General features: G+C 63.1%; 16 protein-coding genes and 1 pseudogene. 10 read left to right on the forward strand and 7 right to left on the reverse strand.

Annotated elements, in window-relative coordinates; genetic code table 11:
* Positions 1-237: 237 nt before the first annotated feature.
* Positions 238-996 carry an SDR family oxidoreductase gene (locus ACFJIU_RS01105; protein ID WP_379066760.1) on the reverse strand — a complete coding sequence of 253 codons (759 nt, stop codon included), beginning with the start codon at positions 994-996 and terminating at the stop codon, positions 238-240.
* A 206-nt stretch (positions 997-1,202) separates the two neighbouring features.
* On the opposite strand from ACFJIU_RS01105, the gene ACFJIU_RS01110 reads away from it, so the two are divergent.
* From ACFJIU_RS01110 to ACFJIU_RS01135, 6 genes are all read left to right on the forward strand, one after another.
* Complete coding sequence (locus tag ACFJIU_RS01110) at positions 1,203-2,456, forward strand: sarcosine oxidase subunit beta (protein ID WP_379066762.1); 1,254 nt, start codon at positions 1,203-1,205, stop codon at positions 2,454-2,456.
* Positions 2,456-2,884 carry a hypothetical protein gene (locus tag ACFJIU_RS01115; protein ID WP_379066764.1) on the forward strand — a complete coding sequence of 143 codons (429 nt, stop codon included), beginning with the start codon at positions 2,456-2,458 and terminating at the stop codon, positions 2,882-2,884. Before ACFJIU_RS01110 ends, ACFJIU_RS01115 begins: the two co-directional genes overlap by 1 nt.
* Before the next feature lie 10 nt (positions 2,885-2,894).
* Positions 2,895-3,191 carry a sarcosine oxidase subunit delta gene (locus ACFJIU_RS01120; protein ID WP_379066766.1) on the forward strand — a complete coding sequence of 99 codons (297 nt, stop codon included), beginning with the start codon at positions 2,895-2,897 and terminating at the stop codon, positions 3,189-3,191.
* Positions 3,188-6,178: a sarcosine oxidase subunit alpha gene (locus ACFJIU_RS01125; protein ID WP_379066768.1), complete on the forward strand. Its 2,991-nt coding sequence runs from the start codon at positions 3,188-3,190 to the stop codon at positions 6,176-6,178. The genes ACFJIU_RS01120 and ACFJIU_RS01125 overlap by 4 nt, the downstream gene beginning before the upstream one ends.
* Positions 6,171-6,743, forward strand: a complete 573-nt coding sequence (locus ACFJIU_RS01130) for a sarcosine oxidase subunit gamma (RefSeq protein ID WP_379066770.1) — start codon at positions 6,171-6,173, stop codon at positions 6,741-6,743. Before ACFJIU_RS01125 ends, ACFJIU_RS01130 begins: the two co-directional genes overlap by 8 nt.
* A gap of 82 nt (positions 6,744-6,825) precedes the next feature.
* On the forward strand, positions 6,826-7,035 hold the full coding sequence (locus ACFJIU_RS01135) for a hypothetical protein (RefSeq protein ID WP_379066772.1): 210 nt from the start codon (positions 6,826-6,828) through the stop codon (positions 7,033-7,035).
* A gap of 105 nt (positions 7,036-7,140) precedes the next feature.
* Here the strand turns inward: ACFJIU_RS01135 and ACFJIU_RS01140 are convergent, their stop codons facing one another.
* From ACFJIU_RS01140 to ACFJIU_RS01165, 6 genes are all read right to left on the reverse strand, one after another.
* Complete coding sequence (locus ACFJIU_RS01140; protein WP_379066774.1) at positions 7,141-7,356, reverse strand: DUF680 domain-containing protein; 216 nt, start codon at positions 7,354-7,356, stop codon at positions 7,141-7,143.
* A 379-nt stretch (positions 7,357-7,735) separates the two neighbouring features.
* Complete coding sequence (locus ACFJIU_RS01145; RefSeq protein ID WP_379066776.1) at positions 7,736-8,383, reverse strand: TetR/AcrR family transcriptional regulator; 648 nt, start codon at positions 8,381-8,383, stop codon at positions 7,736-7,738.
* Positions 8,384-8,494: 111 nt separating this feature from the next.
* Positions 8,495-9,271 (reverse strand): SDR family NAD(P)-dependent oxidoreductase, encoded by a 777-nt coding sequence (locus ACFJIU_RS01150; RefSeq protein WP_379066778.1) that lies wholly within the window; start codon positions 9,269-9,271, stop codon positions 8,495-8,497.
* 2 nt (positions 9,272-9,273) lie between these two features.
* On the reverse strand, positions 9,274-10,308 hold the full coding sequence (locus ACFJIU_RS01155; RefSeq protein ID WP_379066780.1) for a phosphotransferase family protein: 1,035 nt from the start codon (positions 10,306-10,308) through the stop codon (positions 9,274-9,276).
* Positions 10,305-10,814, reverse strand: coding sequence for a MaoC family dehydratase (locus ACFJIU_RS01160; protein WP_379066782.1), 510 nt, complete (start codon positions 10,812-10,814; stop codon positions 10,305-10,307). The genes ACFJIU_RS01155 and ACFJIU_RS01160 overlap by 4 nt, the downstream gene beginning before the upstream one ends.
* Positions 10,811-11,626, reverse strand: coding sequence for an SDR family oxidoreductase (locus ACFJIU_RS01165; RefSeq protein WP_379066783.1), 816 nt, complete (start codon positions 11,624-11,626; stop codon positions 10,811-10,813). The genes ACFJIU_RS01160 and ACFJIU_RS01165 overlap by 4 nt, the downstream gene beginning before the upstream one ends.
* 112 nt (positions 11,627-11,738) lie before the next feature.
* Between ACFJIU_RS01165 and ACFJIU_RS01170 the strand changes: the two genes are divergently transcribed.
* The 4 genes and pseudogenes from ACFJIU_RS01170 to ACFJIU_RS01185 all read left to right on the forward strand — a co-directional run bounded on the left by ACFJIU_RS01170 (position 11,739) and on the right by ACFJIU_RS01185 (position 15,768).
* A complete protein-coding gene (locus ACFJIU_RS01170) occupies positions 11,739-12,410 on the forward strand; it encodes a TetR/AcrR family transcriptional regulator (protein WP_379066785.1) in 672 nt (223 codons plus the stop codon).
* A 57-nt stretch (positions 12,411-12,467) separates the two neighbouring features.
* Positions 12,468-13,708 (forward strand): annotated as a pseudogene (locus ACFJIU_RS01175) (acyl-CoA dehydrogenase family protein).
* 32 nt (positions 13,709-13,740) lie between these two features.
* Complete coding sequence (locus ACFJIU_RS01180) at positions 13,741-14,709, forward strand: NADPH:quinone oxidoreductase family protein (protein WP_379066787.1); 969 nt, start codon at positions 13,741-13,743, stop codon at positions 14,707-14,709.
* Positions 14,710-14,730: 21 nt separating this feature from the next.
* Positions 14,731-15,768, forward strand: a complete 1,038-nt coding sequence (locus ACFJIU_RS01185; protein WP_379066789.1) for a zinc-binding dehydrogenase — start codon at positions 14,731-14,733, stop codon at positions 15,766-15,768.
* The last annotated feature ends 3 nt before the right edge of the window (positions 15,769-15,771 follow it).

A 15,771-nucleotide genomic window follows, 5' to 3' on the forward strand; every position in this document is an offset into this window, starting at 1 on the left:
CAATAGGCAAGCGGCAATAGCCACAAGCCTCCGCGGCGGCTTCCACCACGAATTCCGGCGGCTGATAGCAGAATCAGGACTGAATGTCCACAGTTGCTTGTCGGGCTTTCGCGGTTTTTGCCGCGTCGCGCCTTTCATTGCCGCCAATACAGCCAGAATGAAGCGCCCGGGTGCAGCCGTCAATTCAAACAGTCGCGATTGCATCCGGGCGTTTCGTCGCTCCTCGTCGCTCCCTGTTCAGGTGCGGTTGATCGAGACGCCACCATCGGCGAACAGCGCCGTGCCGGTGGTGAAGGAAGAGGCATCCGAAGCCAGATAGAGAGCCGAGCGGGCGATTTCCTCCGGCCGCGCGATGCGTTTCAGGGCATGCAGGCCTTCAACGAAGGCGCGTTCGTCGGCGGTCTTGAAGGTTGCAGCGGGTGTATCGGTGCCGCCGGGCAGCAGCGCGTTCACGCGGATGCCTTCGCGGCCATATTCGGCGGCAAGGACCTGGGTGAGTCCCACCAGGCCGGCCTTGGCGGCGGCATAGGCGGCCATGCCGGGCATGCCGGCGGTGACGCCGACGAAGCTCGATGTGAAGATCAGCGAACCGTTGCCGCGTGCCAGAAGCGCGGGGATCTGATGCTTGGCGGCGAGGAAGGCGCTGGTCAGATTGGTGTCGAGCACGTTCTCCCAGGTCTGGCGCGGCATTTCCGGCACCGGTCCCATCGGGCCGACGGCACCGGCATTGTTGAAGGCGATGTCCAGTCCGCCGAAGCGGCCCTGCGCCAGCTCCACCAGGGTCCTGGCATAGGCTTCGTCGTTGACGTCGCCGGCAAGAGCGACTGCCTCGCCACCTTCCTCGGCGATCTCGGTGACCAGGGCATCAAGTTCAGCCTCGCGGCGCGCGGCGGCAACGATCCTGGCGCCTTCCCTGGCGAAAAGCAGCGCGGTGGCACGACCGATGCCGGAGGAGGCGCCGGTGACGATGGCGACCTTGTTGGTCAGTGCGAGCATGGTTTTGTTCCTTTCCGATAAGTGGATGGCGCTTGCTCGCAGATCGGCGAAAGGCGAACCACCCGAAACCCGCTTGGCGGATCGGGGAACGACACGGCGCAAAACGGCAATTGCCGTCGCAAATGGTGCAAGGATGGCTGCAAGGTTTCGCTAGTGATACTCCTCGCGCATCGGACCCCCGACTGCCATCCGCGAGGCTAGGTAACGTGAAGAAATATTCAGTATTCGCCATCGCCCGCGAGGCCATGCGTGGCCACAAGGGCTGGGAAGAGCAATGGCCTTCGCCGGAGCCGAAGAAGAGCTACGACGTCATTATCGTCGGCGCCGGCGGGCACGGCCTGGCGACAGCCTACTATCTGGCCAAGGAACACGGCATCACCAATGTCGGCGTGATCGAGAAGGGCTGGCTCGGCGGCGGCAACACCGGCCGCAACACCACCATCATCCGCTCCAATTATCTCTACGACGAGAGCGCGGGCATCTACGACCACGCGGTGAAGCTGTGGGATGGGCTTTCGCAGGATCTCAACTACAACGTCATGTACTCGGCGCGCGGCGTGATGATGCTGGCGCACAACGTACACGACATCCAGGTGCTGAAGCGCCATGTCCATGCCAACCGCCTCAACGGCATCGACAATGAATGGCTGACGCCGGAAGAAGCCAAGGCCTACTGCCCGCCGCTCAACATCTCGCGCAACGCACGCTATCCGGTGGTGGGCGCCACGCTGCAGCGGCGCGGTGGCACTGCCCGTCATGACGCGGTTGCCTGGGGTTATGCCCGTGGAGCGGCGGCGCGCGGCGTCGACATCATCCAGAATTGCGAGGTCACCGGCATCCGGCGCGACGCCAGCGGTGCGGTGACCGGTGTCGAGACCTCGAAGGGTTTCATCGGCGCACGCAAGGTCGGCGTGGTCGCAGCCGGCCACTCCTCGGTGATCATGCAGATGGCCGATGTGCGCATGCCGCTGGAAAGCTATCCGCTGCAGGCCCTTGTCTCGGAGCCGGTGAAGCCGGTGTTCCCCTGCGTGGTCATGTCCAACACGGTGCATGCCTACATCTCCCAGTCCGACAAGGGCGAACTGGTGATCGGCGCCGGTACCGACCAGTACGTTTCCTATTCGCAGACCGGTGGATTGCATATTCTCACCCACACGCTGGATGCGATCTGCGAGATGTTCCCGATGTTCACGCGCATGAAGATGCTGCGCTCGTGGGGCGGCATCGTCGACGTGACGCCGGATCGTTCGCCGATCCTGGCCAAGACCCCGGTCAAGGGGCTCTATGTCAATTGCGGCTGGGGCACGGGAGGCTTCAAGGCGACGCCGGGTTCGGGCCATGTCTTTGCCCACACGATCGCACGCGATGAACCGCATCCGATCAACGCGCCCTTCACGATCGAGCGTTTCCGCAATGGGCGTCTGATCGACGAGGCGGCAGCTGCTGCCGTGGCGCACTGATGCAGACGCTGGCGGCAACCATGGCTCTTGCTGCACCCTTCGTGCTGACCGGCGAGAAGGGCATGTTCCATCTGCCCGACGCAAGCGAAGTCCGGCTGCAGGAAGTCAGCCGGGCCGCCCATGAGGACGATTGGCCTTTTTCGGTCCCGTCCGGCTACCTCGGTTGCGTATGGAGTGCCGGCCACAGGACGGTTTCCTTTGTCGAGAAACTCGTATCGCCCGGCGAAGGCAACGCAAAGGATCCACGGGTCGTCATCGTTACGACCGACCCGTTCCAGCTCACCTTGCTCAACATGGCCAATCGCGACCTTTTTGCACCGGCGGACTCGGTGGAGACGCTGATCAAACGCGTCGCGCCTTTCGAAACACTCGGCGAGAAACTTTGCGACCAGCCGCAAGGCGCGCGCATCGGCGACGGCGAACTCTAGGATCAAGACAATGCTTCTCATCCGCTGCCCCTATTGCGAGGAAGAGCGTCCGGAACTCGAATTCCGCAACGCCGGCGAGGCGCACATCGCGCGCCCGACCGATATCGCCGCCGTCAGCGACGACGATTTCGAAAAGTTCTTCTTCATCCGCGCAAACCCCAAGGGGATCATCTACGAGCGCTGGCGGCACGTGCATGGCTGCGCCCGTTTCTTCAACGCGGTGCGCGACACCGTCAGCGACAAGTTCGTGATGACCTACAAGGCCGGCGAGCCGAAGCCTTCCAAGCTGCCCGGAGTTTCCAAATGAGCGGTGCCTTTCGCATCAGCAATGCCGGCCGGTTGACACCCGCCAGGACCGCCCGCTTCACCTTCGATGGCAAGGCCTATACCGGTGTCGAGGGCGACACGCTGGCTTCCGCGCTGCTGGCCAATGGCGTGCATCTGGTCGGCCGCTCGTTCAAATACCACCGGCCGCGCGGTTTCCTGTCCGCAGGAGCGGAGGAGCCGAACGCGCTGGTGGAAATCGCACGCGACGGCGCCCGCAAGACGCCCAACGTGCGTGCCACGGTGCAGGAGCTCTATGACGGGCTGTCGGCCAGGTCGCAGAACCGCTGGCCATCGCTGTCCTTCGATGTGGGTGCGGTCAACGACGTTGCTTCGCCGTTCTTTTCGGCGGGCTTCTACTACAAGACCTTCATGTGGCCGAAATCGGCGTGGAAGAACCTCTACGAACCGAACATCCGCTCGGCCGCCGGCCTCGGCGTGGCGCCGGACCAGCCGGACCCCGACCACTATTCGTCCCGCTTCGCGCATTGCGACGTGCTGGTGCTGGGCGGCGGCGCTGCCGGGCTTGCTGCCGCGCTCGCGGCGGCGGAAACCGGCGTGCGTGTGATCGTCGCCGACGAGCAGTCCGAATTCGGCGGCGCGTTGCGCTTCGAAAGCGGTGCACGCATCGAAGGCCAGGGTGGCTGGGACTGGGCACAGGGTGTCGTGGCCAGGCTGAAAGGCATGGGCAATGTGCGGGTGCTGCCGCGCACGACGGCTTTCGGCTATTATGCGCAGAACTTCATCGGACTGGTGGAGCGCGTCAGCGACCATCAGGCGGATCCCGGTCACGACGTGCCGCGTGAGCGGCTGTGGCAGGTGCGCGCCAAGCGGGTGGTGCTTGCCACCGGCGCGATCGAGCGCCACATGGTGTTCGCCGACAATGATCGTCCGGGCGTGATGCTGGCATCCGCTGCGCGAACCTATCTCAACCATTATGGTGTCGCGGTCGGCCGCAATGTCGGCGTCTATACGGCGAACGATTCCGCCTATGCCGCGGCGATCGACCTGAAGAAGGCCGGCGTCAATATCGCGGCCATCGTCGATCTGCGCGACAATCCTTCCGGTGCGCTGATCGACCAGGCGCGCGCCGCCGGCATCGAGATCCATGACGGCCGCGCGGTCACGCGCGTCGGCGGCAAGTTGCGCGTCTCGTCCATGACCGTGCAGCCGAAGAATGGTGGCGGCGAGCGCACGATTGCCATCGACGCGTTGCTGATGTCGGCGGGCTGGACGCCGTCGGTGCATCTGTTCTCGCAATCGCGCGGCAAGGTCGCCTTCAACGAAGACAAGCGTTTCGTGCCCGGCACCTATGCGCAGGATTGCGTGTCGGTCGGCGCCTGCAACGGCACCGACGGCCTCGCGGCTTCGATCGACGAGGCCTACGCTGCAGGCGCCAAGGCCGCGAAGGAGACCGGGGGCAAGGCCGCCAAGGCGGGCAAACCGAAGGTCGATGCCGACGAAATCTGGTCGCGCGGCATGCTGGGCTCCGCTCCGGGCGCAGGCCCGGATACCACGGTGAAGGCCTTCGTCGATTTCCAGAACGACGTCACCGCCAAGGATATCCGCCAGGCGGTGCGCGAAGGCATGCGTTCGATCGAACATGTCAAGCGCTTCACCACCAACGGCATGGCTACCGACCAGGGCAAGACCTCCAACATGCACGGCCTGGCGATCGCTGCCGACATGCTGGGCAAGGCCATTCCGGAAGTAGGCCTCACCACGTTCCGTGCGCCCTACACGCCGGTCACCTTCGGCGCCATCATCTCGCACGCACGCGGGCCGCTGTTCGATCCGACACGCCGCACGCCGATGTATGGCTGGGCCGAAAAGCATGGCGCGGTGTTCGAGGATGTCGGGCAATGGAAACGCGCCTGGTATTTCCCGCGCGCCGGGGAAGACATGCACGCGGCCGTCAACCGCGAATGTGTCGCGGTGCGCAAGACGGCGGGCCTTTTCGACGCTTCCACGCTCGGCAAGATCGAAGTGGTCGGGCCCGATGCCGCCAAATTCATGGAACTGCTCTACACCAATCCGTGGGAGAAGCTGGAAGTCGGCCGCTGTCGCTATGGCATCATGCTGCGTGAGGACGGCTTCATCTATGACGATGGCGTGGTCGGCCGCCTCGCCGCCGACCGCTTCCACGTGACGACGACGACCGGTGGTGCGGCCCGCGTCATGAACCATATGGAAGACTATCTCCAGACCGAATTCCCGCATCTCGATGTCTGGCTGACCTCGATTTCCGAACAATGGGCGGTGATCGCGGTGCAGGGACCGAAGTCGCGCGACATCATCGCGCCGCTGGTCGAGGGCATCGACATGTCCGACGAGGCGATGCCGCATATGTCGGTGCGCGAAGGCAGGATCTGCGGCGTTCCGACCCGACTTTTCCGCATGTCGTTCACCGGCGATCGCGGCTTCGAGGTCAATGTGCCGGCCGACTACGGTCAGGCCGTCTGGGAGGCCCTTTGGGCCGAGGGGCAGAAGCATGGCGCCGCGGCCTATGGCACCGAGGCCATGCATGTGCTGCGCGCCGAGAAAGGTTACATCATCGTCGGCCAGGATACGGACGGTACCGTCACGCCGAATGACGCCGGTCTCGACTGGGCGGTCGGCAAGAAGAAGACCGACTTCGTCGGCATCCGTGGCCTGACGCGGCCTGACCTCGTTGCCAAGGGTCGCAAGCAGCTCGTCGGTCTCAGGACCAAGGACCCGAAGATCGTTCTGGAGGAAGGCGCACAGGTCGTCGACAACCCGAACCAGCCGATCCCGATGAAGATGATCGGCCATGTCACGTCGAGCTACTGGTCGGAGAACTGCGGACGCTCGATCGCGCTGGGGCTGGTTGCCGGCGGACGTGACCGCATGGGCGAAACGCTCTATGTGCCGATGCCGGACAAGGTGATTGAAGTGGAAGTCACCGGCATGGTGTTCTTCGACGAAAAGGGAGAGCGCCTCAATGGCTAAGGCTGCCCAGAAAACCGGTATCGTCCAGGCGGAGCGCCATCCCGCACTTGCGGGGCGCAATGCCTCGGCTGCCCATGTGACGCTGACCGCGTTCGAACCGGCTGAACGTGTTTCGCTGCGCGCCCCCGAGGCTTCGCTTGCGGCCTTGTCCAAGGCTCTCGGGCTGACCCTGCCCAAGAAGCCGAAGAGCTCGGCCTCGAAGGGCGGCCGCCTTGCGCTTTGGCTCGGGCCGGACGAATGGCTGGTCATCGATGATGCCGGCGGCGACCCGCTGGCCGATTGCGCCAAGGTCAAGCAGTTGCATTCGGCGGTCGGCGTCTCGCACAGGAACGTGGCGATCGGGGTGACCGGCCCGGGTGCGGAAGCGACGCTCAGCGCCGGCTGCCCGCAGGACCTGTCATTGGCTGTCTTCCCCGTCGGGGCCTGTTCGCGCACCATCTTCGGCAAGGTCGAGATCGTGATCCATCGCACGGCGGAAGACGCTTTCCGCGTCGAATGCTGGCGCTCCTTCTCGGACTATGTCTTTACTTTCCTTTCCGAGGCAGCACGCGACGCGGCAGCATAGAGCCGCGCGTTCGTCTGAACGCGCAAGGCGAGGAACCAAAAGGCTGGCCGTGCCGTTTCCTGCCCGAACAGAGGGAAGATCCATGGCCAGTGCACCCAAATCCGCCGCATCGCCGAAACCGACAAAGACGGATGCGGTGCGCTCGTTCGAACATGTACGGCGCAGCGGGCATGATGCCGAAGAAGAACTGGAAGAGGGGCTGGAAGATACGTTCCCGGCCAGCGATCCGGTCGCGGTAACGAACACATCCATCTCGGGAGCGCCGGCAAAGCCGGGCAAACCAAAGCGATAGGTTGCTTCGGCCGATCATCCGTCGCTGATCCACATCCAAGGAAAAAGGGCGGCTGGTCAACCAGCCGCCCTTTTTGCCGTCAGCTTGTAAGGGAGGGGGGATGCCTTACCGGATTGACGGCATGGTCCAAGGGCTGCCCTCAACGCCGAGGCGCGGGCCGTTGGTGGTCTTGCCCTGTTCAATCGAGCCGGTCGACGAATAGTCGACATTACCGGTGGTCTGGGCGTGAGTGGCGGGGGCATGGGTCTTCACGGTTTCGCCAGCGAAGGCGGCGCCCGAAAGGGCAACCAGGGCGGCGAGGGCAAGAGCTGTCGTTTTCATCGACTTTCTCCGGTTCAAGATCTGAATTCAATTTCCGTACGTGTACGCTGCATCGCACATGTATGCCTGCCAGGCTGAAAGTTCAAGAGAAAATTGTACGCGTACGAAAAATTTCTTTGAGAATGTGTAGATGCCGCCGTTGACGCGGCGTGTGTGTCCACGCCAGGCCATTGAAAAGACTGGGTGAAACTACCTGGGGAGTGGGGGTTGGCGCGGTTTGTCGCAGGTGCCGGGACTGGCTTTGGCACTGCATATGAAGCCAGAAATACCGGCGGCGCAGTTGGCCGCAGCCTTCGGGCTCATTGCGATATCGACTGTTCCGCTTGAGCGTTTCCGCTTTTTACGGAACCGCGGAAACACTTGAGATTGCTCGAGCGTCTCAGCACTTCTTGGGAGGCTGATCCCCAAGCGCAGGAATATCCTGGCCTTGCAGGGCCGCCAGCCCGAACTCGCACATCCGCTTCACGAAAGCCTGCTGGTCGCCGAAATGGTAGAAGGGGAAAGTGATCAGCAGTGAGATCGTACCGTGCCCGGTCGCCCACAACATGGTGGCGATGGCGTGGGGATCACCCTTCAGCTTGCCGGCAGCGACGCAGGCTTCGACGCGGTCGATGAGCAGTTTCATCGCCGGGTTTTCCTCGTCGAGCTTTTCGAATGAGCGGCCTTCGGGCAGCTTTGTCTTCTCGGTCATGAACACGGTGCGGTATTCATTCGGATTGCCAAGGCCGAATGCCGCATACTCGGTCATGACCGCGCGCAGCGCATCGATCGGATCATCGGGAGCATTCTGCTCGATGCGCCTGGCCAGTATCTGGAAGGCGTCTTCGGCCAGGGCAAACAGGATGTCCTGCTTGTCGGCGAAGTAGGAATAAACCGACATCGGCGCATAGCCGACCATCTTGGCCAGCTTTCGGATGGTCAAACCTTCGTAGCCTTCCTCCTGTACCAGCTTGTGAGCCGCGGCCACGAGTTCCGATCGCAATGCCGCCTTTTGTTGTTCACGGCGTGTTTGCGCATTCTGGGGCAATCTTGTTGCCTTTCTTTTTTGTTTTGCTCCCATTCCCCTCAGGCTGACAGTATATACTCAGTACAGTCATCCGCAAGATATCGTTGGGGAAATTGCCTTCCAGGACCTTACTCAAATGGCTCCAATGCCACCATCGACGGCAAGGGAATGGCCAGTCATGAAGGTGTTTCTGGGATCTGCTGCGAAAAGCATCGCTTCGATGATCTCCGGCACTTCACCAACACGTTTCATAGGCACGCCGCGCGTCAGTTCCGACAGGGCCAATGTTTCGGGAGCGCCCGATAGTTTTATGAAGTCGTCGACCATTTTCGTGCGCGTATGCGCCGGACATATGGCATTCACCCTGACCCCCTTGGTGGCATATTCGGCGGCCGCTGATTTCGTGAGGCCGACGACGCCGTGCTTTGCCGCGGCATAGACCGAAAGCTTCGGCGCGCCGACCAGTCCCGCCACGGAGGCGACGTTGACGACCGCGCCGCCTTTGCCACCCGCCTTGAATTGCCGTTCCATCTGCGGGATCTGGTGTTTCATCGCGTAGAAAACGCCGAGCAGGTCGATTTCCAGGATGCGGCGCGCCTCATCGGAAGCAACCTGCGGCAGACGCACGAAACTCTGCGCGATGCCGGCATTGTTGACGGCGACGTCGAGCCTGCCGAACCGTTCGACAGCAAGCCCGACCAATGCTTGCGAGAGCGTTTCGTCGGCGATGTTGCCGGCCAGCGTTGCCGTTTCAGTGTCGAGGGTCGCTGCAAAGTGCTGCAGTGCATCGCCGTCGATATCGGAGAGGACCAGCCGGGCGCCCTCGGCGGCGAAGCCTTTGGCCGCACCCTGACCGAGGCCGCCCGTGGCGCCCGTGATGAGCACCGTCGCTCCGTCGAAACGGCCCATGGTCATTTTCCTTTTTCGATCAGTTGTACGGAAAGGTGGGCGAGCAGCTTGACCGCGTCGGCATAGGTCTTCGCCTTGGCGGGGTTGGAAGCGTTGCCGTCCAGGGAGCGTTTGTAGACGCCCTGGCAGATCGCCGCGAGCCGGAAGAAGGAGAAGGCAAGCAGGAAGGTCCAGTTGTCGATGCCGTCCAGTCCGCGGCGGCGGCAATAGGAAGCGACATAGTCTTGTTCCGACGGCAGTCCGGCTGTTGCGCGATCGATGCCGCCGAGTCCCTTGAAGCCGGATTGATGCGGCAGGCGCCATTGCATGCACTGATACGCGATGTCGGCAAAGGGATGGCCGAGTGTCGACAGTTCCCAGTCGAGCACGGCAATGACATCGGCACCCGCCTGCGCAAACATCATATTGTCCAGCCGGTAGTCGCCATGCACGAGGGCGAGTTGCCCGTCGTCGGCAGGCTTGTTCGCCTCCAGCCAGGTGATCAGGGTCTCCATCTCGGCATTGGGCTCGGTTTCGGAGGCGCGATACTGGCTCGCCCAACGTCCGAGCTGGCGTTCGAAATAATTGCCGGGCTTGCCGTAGTCGGCGAGGCCGACCGAGTTGATGTCGACATTGTGGAGTGCCGCCAGCGTTGCGTTCATCGCGTCATAGATCGCCGCCCGTTCCGGTCCGCTCGAGGCCTCGGGCAGGGCCGGATCCCAGAATATGCGGCCTTCGACAAAGGCCATGACGTAGAACATGCGTCCGATCGGCGAATCCTCTTCGGACAGATGCAGCATGCGTGGCACCGGCACGTCGGTTTCGGCCAGTGCCCGCATGACACGGAACTCGCGATCGACCTGGTGAGCCGATTTCAGCAGCTGCCCGGGCGGCTTGGCGCGCAGCACATAACGACCGCTTGCCGCGGTCAGCAGATAGGTCGGGTTGGACTGGCCCGACTTGAACTTCTCGATCGACCGCAGCTTGGAGAAGCCATGAATTTTCTGCTCCAGGTAAGGAGCAAGCAGTGTCGGATCGAGCGTGTTCGGGTCGGTCATGCGTCCTGCGCTTCGGGTTCGACGAAGGTCAGTGTCAGCCAGCGCGCGGTGAGCGCGGGTTTCAACGAGCCTTCGATCTCGATGGTCACGTCATGGGCCGTCTGTACCCAGCCGGATGGCCGTGCCTTGACGTCGGCCAGCACGAAACGGGTGCGAATACGGGCGCCGGTTTTGACCGGAGCCAGGAACCGGACTTCGTCGAAGCCGTGATTGACACCCATCTTGCCCTTGGCAAGCGGCGGCAGGGTTTCGAACGTCATGGCCGAAAGCAGCGACAGGGTGAGGAACCCGTGTGCGATCGTGCCGCCGAACGGCGCTTCCGCCGCGGCGCGCTCCGGATCGCAATGAATGAATTGATGATCGTCGGTTGCGTCGGCGAACTGGTCGATCATGGTTTGAGTGACCACACGCCAGGGCGATAGGCCGACTTCCTTGCCGACACTGGCGAGCAATATTTCGAGGCTGATGGGTTGCACGGATATCTCCTGGCGCCGTCGCGGCTTCATTCCTTGAACAGGGTCAGGCCGTGCTGCACCGATTGTCCGCCATCGATCGGCAGGATCGCGCCGGTGACATAGCTGCCAGCCCGGCTGCACAAATAGAGCGTGGCGCCGCCAATGTCATCCGGCTGCCCGATGCGGCCGATGGGAACATGGCCGCCGACATGCCTGGCTTGTTCCTCCGTGCCGGTGGCAAAGGCTGTCATGCGGCTCTGGAAAGGCCCGGGGGCAAAGGCGTTGACGGTGATGCGTCGGGCGGCAAGTTCCATGGCGAGCGTTCGGGTCAGGTGGTGAACCGCGGCCTTGGAGGCCGTATAGGAATAGGCATCGTCTGCCAGCGGTTGTGTTCCCATCACCGAACCCAGATTGATGACACGGGCCGGGTCGGCATCGGAAGCCGCCTTTTCCATCAGCGGCAGCAGTTCACGTGTCAGGTGGAAGACGGCGGTGACGTTGACGCCGAATACCTTTGCCCAGGCGTGATACGGGAAGCTCTCCAGTGGTGCGCCCCAGGAAACGCCGGCATTGTTGATGAGGATGTGCAGCCGGTCGGTTCGTGCCTTCACGGCTTCAACCAATGCCGCGATTCCGGCTTCGGAAGAGACGTCGCCGCCGAAGCCTTCCGCCCTGCCGGATGCGCCAAGCGCATTCAAGTCATCGGCGACTTTGACGCAGTCCTCGCCTTTGCGGGACGCGATCATGACCGTTGCGCCGCCGCGTACCAGAGCGGTTGCGGCCATGCGGCCGATACCGGTTGCGGCTCCCGTCACCAGCGCGGTCTTGCCCGCCACCGAGAACAGTTCATCGAGATAGCTCATCGGTCCTCCCGCTGCTTCGGTCCGATCGGAGTTTGCACGTCCTCGGATTGACAACATACCGAGTAGTATGTTGAACTTCGACCCTTGTAAAGCCGGCAAAAATCGAGGGGCAATGGCAGCGGGACCGCACTTGGCGGAGCGGGAAGAGGAGGCCAGGGCCGTCGGCGGCGCCACCGCCGCCGACGGCTCCCGTACCGCGATCCTCGATGCCGCTGCCGCCTGTTTCATGGCCAAAGGTTATGCGGCCAGTTCCATTGATGATGTCGCGCGCAGCCTCGGATCGACCAAGGGGCGCATCTATCACCACTATCCGTCGAAGGGAGACCTCTTCGCCGATGTCTTTCGCGCCGGAATGGACATGAACTACGCCGCGATCGAACCGGTGCGCGACACTGCCGGACCGGCGGTGGCACGCTGGCGGCGCATGGCGGCGGTGCACACGCGCCAGATGATCGTGACCAGGTCCTACCAGCGCGTCGTCTGGGAAGGTGTCGAGCTTTACCTGCGTGGCGCGACCACGCCGGAACAGCGCGAGGAATTCGCGCGGCTCATGCAATACCGCAACGACTATGGCGCGATCTTCCGGCAGGTGATCGTCGCCGCGCGCGAGGCTGGCGACATGCGTTTCGACGATCCGCGCATCACCGAACAGCTGATGTTCGTCTCGCTGAATTCGCCGCTGTTCTGGTACACGCCGCGTCCCGGCGAAAGCGAGCACGACATAGAGGCGATCGTGGCACAGGTTGTCGACTACACTGCGCGCGGGTTGGGTATCAGCGCATGACCGCGAAAATTGCAGTTTCCGTAAAAAGCGGAAACGCTCCAGGGAAGGGAGCCCATGATGGCTGACATGAATCTCGGCATGACCGAACGGCTGAAGCCGATCCATGCCCAGGTCGCCGCGATGGTGCGTGACGAGGTGACGCCGCTCGACGAGGAGTTCCTGGCCGAAGTCGGCAAGGCCGGCGATCGCTGGGCCTATACCAGACGCCAGACCGAGATCCTCGAAGGGCTGAAATCCAGGGCGCGCGAGCGCGGCCTGTGGAATTTCTGGCTGACCGGTTCTGAACGCGGCTACGGGCTCACCACGGTTGAATACGCCTATCTCGCCGAAGAGATGGGCAAGGCGCATCTCGGTGCCGAGACCTTCAATTGCTCGGCACCCGACACCGGCAATATGGAGGTGCTGGAGCGCTATGGTTCGCAGGCGCAGAAGGACAAGTGGCTGGCTCCGTTGCTCGACGGCAAGATTCGCTCCGCCTATCTGATGACGGAACCGGACGTGGCGTCCTCCGATGCCACCAACATTTCCATGCGTTGCGAACGCGACGGCGACGATTATCTGCTGAACGGTGAGAAATGGTGGGCTTCCGGTGCCGGTGATCCGCGCTGCGCCATCTACATCGTCATGGTGAAGACCGGGGGCGACGGCGAGCCCAGGCACAAGCAGCATTCAATGATCCTGGTGCCTGCGGACAGCACGGGTGTCGCCAGGGTGCGCGCCATGCAGGTCTATGGCGACGACGATGCCCCGCATGGGCACATGCATCTGCGCTTCGACAATGTTCGGGTGCCGGCCGCCAACATGATCCTCGGCGAGGGCAGGGGCTTCGAGATCGCCCAGGGCCGGCTGGGCCTGGCCGCATCCATCACTGCATGCGCGCCATCGGCCAGGCCGAAATGGCACTCGAGCTTCTGTCCAGGCGCTCGATGCGTCGCGAGGCGTTCGGCCAGCCGCTGGCCAGGCTCGGCGCCAATTTCGATATCATCGCCGAATGCCGGATGGAGATCGAAATGGCGAGGCTGCTCTGCCTCAAGGCAGCCTGGATGATCGATCAGGGTGATGCACGCGCCGCCGCGCCCTGGATCAGCCAGATCAAGGTGATCGCGCCGCGGGTCGCGCTGAAGGTGGTCGACGAGGCGGTGCAGATGCATGGTGCGCAAGGCATCAGCCAGGACACCCCCTTGGCGCGTAGCTGGACGCATCTTCGTACATTGCGGCTGGCCGACGGACCCGATGCCGTGCACCGTCGCCAGGTCGCACGCGAAGAACTCAGGAAATATACGCAGGAAAAGTTCTAGGGTTGGTTCAGCGTGCAAGTGGGGAGAAGAGCATGAAAGCCATCATTGCCCGTGCCTTCGCGCCGCTCGAACAGCTCACCTATGGCGATTGGCCGGAACCCGAGGCGAAGGGTGATGCCGTGGTCATCGAAGCCGAGGCGATCGGCGTCAATTATCCCGACGGACTGCTGGTCCAGGGTCTCTACCAGATGAAGCCGCCGACACCGTTCGTGCCTGGCATGGAGGTGGCAGGCCGGATCGCCGCCATCGGTCCGAAGGTGACGGGTCTGAAGGTCGGCGACAGGGTCGCCGCACTCACCGTCATCAGCGGCTATGCCGAAAAGGTGGCCGTTTCCGAAGCCGTGACCATGAAGCTGCCCGATGCGATGGACGCCGCGGATGCCTGCGCGCTCATCTGCGGCTATGGTACGTCGCATCATGCCTTGAAGCAGCGCGGCCAACTCATGCCCGGCGAAACGCTCTGCGTGCTGGGTGCGGCGGGCGCCACCGGCATTGCTGCCGTGCAGATCGGCAAGGCCCTTGGCGCCAAGGTCATCGGCGTGACCTCCTCGCCCGAAAAGCAGCGTATTGCCCTTCAGGCCGGTGCCGACATCGCGATCGGCTACGAGAACCTGAAGGATGCCCTCAAGGAGATCACTGGCGGCAAGGGTGTCGATGTCGGCTTCGATCCCGTCGGCGGGGACGCGTTCGAAGCGCTGGCGCGCGCCATGGGCTGGAACGGGCGGTTGCTGGTCATCGGCTTTGCCTCCGGAACCATTCCCAGGCTCGCGGTCAACCTGACATTGGTGAAGGGGTTCTCCGTCGTCGGCGTCTATTGGGGCGATTTCACCATCAAGGAACCGCTGGCCTATGCCGACAACATGCGCGAGCTGGTCGGCTGGTATCTTGCCGGCAAGGTCAAACCGGTGATCGAAGGCATCTATCCATTGGCCGATGCGGCCAGTGTCCTGAAGCGTGTGCTGGGGCGTGGCGCCTCCGGCAAGCTGATCCTCAAACCATAACCTCAGGCAAGGAATGCAGCCATGACCATTCCCTCCGAAATGCAGGCACTTCTTCTGGTCGGTGACGGCTATGCGCGCGAGCCGAGCGGCAGTGTGCTGGAAGCGATGGCACCCTATGTGCGATCGGGCACCATCGGCGTGCCGGTGCCTGGGGCGACACAGGTGCTCATCAAGGTGAGCCTGGCTTCGATCAATCCTTCCGACGTGATGTTCGTGAAAGGGCTCTACGGCCAGCCTCGGGTGCAAGGCCAGCCCGCCGGTTTCGAGGGCGTCGGCACCGTTGTCGCTGCAGGCGAGGACAGCTATGCGCAGAGCCTCGTCGGCAAGCGTATTGCCTTTGCCACCGGTCTCACCAACTGGGGCGCCTGGGCCGACTACGCGCTGGCCGAAGCGCTGGCCTGCATCCCGCTGATCGACAGTGTTCGCGATGAGGATGCAGCGGCGATGATCGTCAATCCGCTGACGGCAATCGCCATGTACGGCATCGTCAAGGATGAAGGGCACAAGGCCTTCGTCATGACCGCCGGCGCCAGCCAGCTCTGCAAGCTGATCATCGGGCTCGCAAAGGAGGACGGCTACCATCCGATCGTGACGGTTCGTCGCGACGACCAGATCGCGCCGCTGAAGGAACTGGGTGCGGCACATGTGCTCAACGAGAAGGCGCCGGGCTTTGCCGGCACGTTGCGCGAGGTGATGAAAGCCGAGCAACCCCGCATCTTCCTCGACGCCGTCACCGGCCCGCTCGCCTCGCTGGTGTTCGACGCCATGCCGAAACGTTCGCGCTGGATCATCTATGGGCGGCTCGATCCGTCGGATACGCTGATCCGCGAACCTGGCCAGCTGATCTTCCAGCAGAAGCAGGTGGAAGGCTTCTGGCTGACCGATTGGATGCGCAGGCACAAGGATCGCCGCGGCCCGGCGGCGCTTGAGGTGCAGCGGCGTTTTTCCGACGGGCGCTGGTCCACCGACGTGACTGCCGTGGTGCCGCTGGCGGAGGCGATGGAGCGCGTTCCGGCCGAACTTGCCAAACCCAATGGCAAGGTCTTCATCCGGCCCTGATCG

The organism is Mesorhizobium sp. UC74_2 (genome assembly GCF_042701485.1).
Classification (GTDB): domain Bacteria; phylum Pseudomonadota; class Alphaproteobacteria; order Rhizobiales; family Rhizobiaceae; genus Mesorhizobium.

What these genes read in the sequence shown, in the direction of transcription:
- ACFJIU_RS01130 (WP_379066770.1), top strand. Translation starts at nt 6,171, where the DNA reads ATGGCTAAGGCTGCCCAGAAAACCGGTATCGTCCAGGCGGAGCGCCAT.
- ACFJIU_RS01120 (WP_379066766.1), top strand. Translation starts at nt 2,895, where the DNA reads ATGCTTCTCATCCGCTGCCCCTATTGCGAGGAAGAGCGTCCGGAACTC.
- ACFJIU_RS01160 (WP_379066782.1), bottom strand. Translation starts at nt 10,814, where the DNA reads ATGAAGCCGCGACGGCGCCAGGAGATATCCGTGCAACCCATCAGCCTC.
- ACFJIU_RS01165 (WP_379066783.1), bottom strand. Translation starts at nt 11,626, where the DNA reads ATGAGCTATCTCGATGAACTGTTCTCGGTGGCGGGCAAGACCGCGCTG.
- ACFJIU_RS01185 (WP_379066789.1), top strand. Translation starts at nt 14,731, where the DNA reads ATGACCATTCCCTCCGAAATGCAGGCACTTCTTCTGGTCGGTGACGGC.
- ACFJIU_RS01135 (WP_379066772.1), top strand. Translation starts at nt 6,826, where the DNA reads ATGGCCAGTGCACCCAAATCCGCCGCATCGCCGAAACCGACAAAGACG.
- ACFJIU_RS01170 (WP_379066785.1), top strand. Translation starts at nt 11,739, where the DNA reads ATGGCAGCGGGACCGCACTTGGCGGAGCGGGAAGAGGAGGCCAGGGCC.
- ACFJIU_RS01150 (WP_379066778.1), bottom strand. Translation starts at nt 9,271, where the DNA reads ATGGGCCGTTTCGACGGAGCGACGGTGCTCATCACGGGCGCCACGGGC.
- ACFJIU_RS01180 (WP_379066787.1), top strand. Translation starts at nt 13,741, where the DNA reads ATGAAAGCCATCATTGCCCGTGCCTTCGCGCCGCTCGAACAGCTCACC.
- ACFJIU_RS01155 (WP_379066780.1), bottom strand. Translation starts at nt 10,308, where the DNA reads ATGACCGACCCGAACACGCTCGATCCGACACTGCTTGCTCCTTACCTG.
- ACFJIU_RS01140 (WP_379066774.1), bottom strand. Translation starts at nt 7,356, where the DNA reads ATGAAAACGACAGCTCTTGCCCTCGCCGCCCTGGTTGCCCTTTCGGGC.
- ACFJIU_RS01115 (WP_379066764.1), top strand. Translation starts at nt 2,456, where the DNA reads ATGCAGACGCTGGCGGCAACCATGGCTCTTGCTGCACCCTTCGTGCTG.
- ACFJIU_RS01105 (WP_379066760.1), bottom strand. Translation starts at nt 996, where the DNA reads ATGCTCGCACTGACCAACAAGGTCGCCATCGTCACCGGCGCCTCCTCC.
- ACFJIU_RS01125 (WP_379066768.1), top strand. Translation starts at nt 3,188, where the DNA reads ATGAGCGGTGCCTTTCGCATCAGCAATGCCGGCCGGTTGACACCCGCC.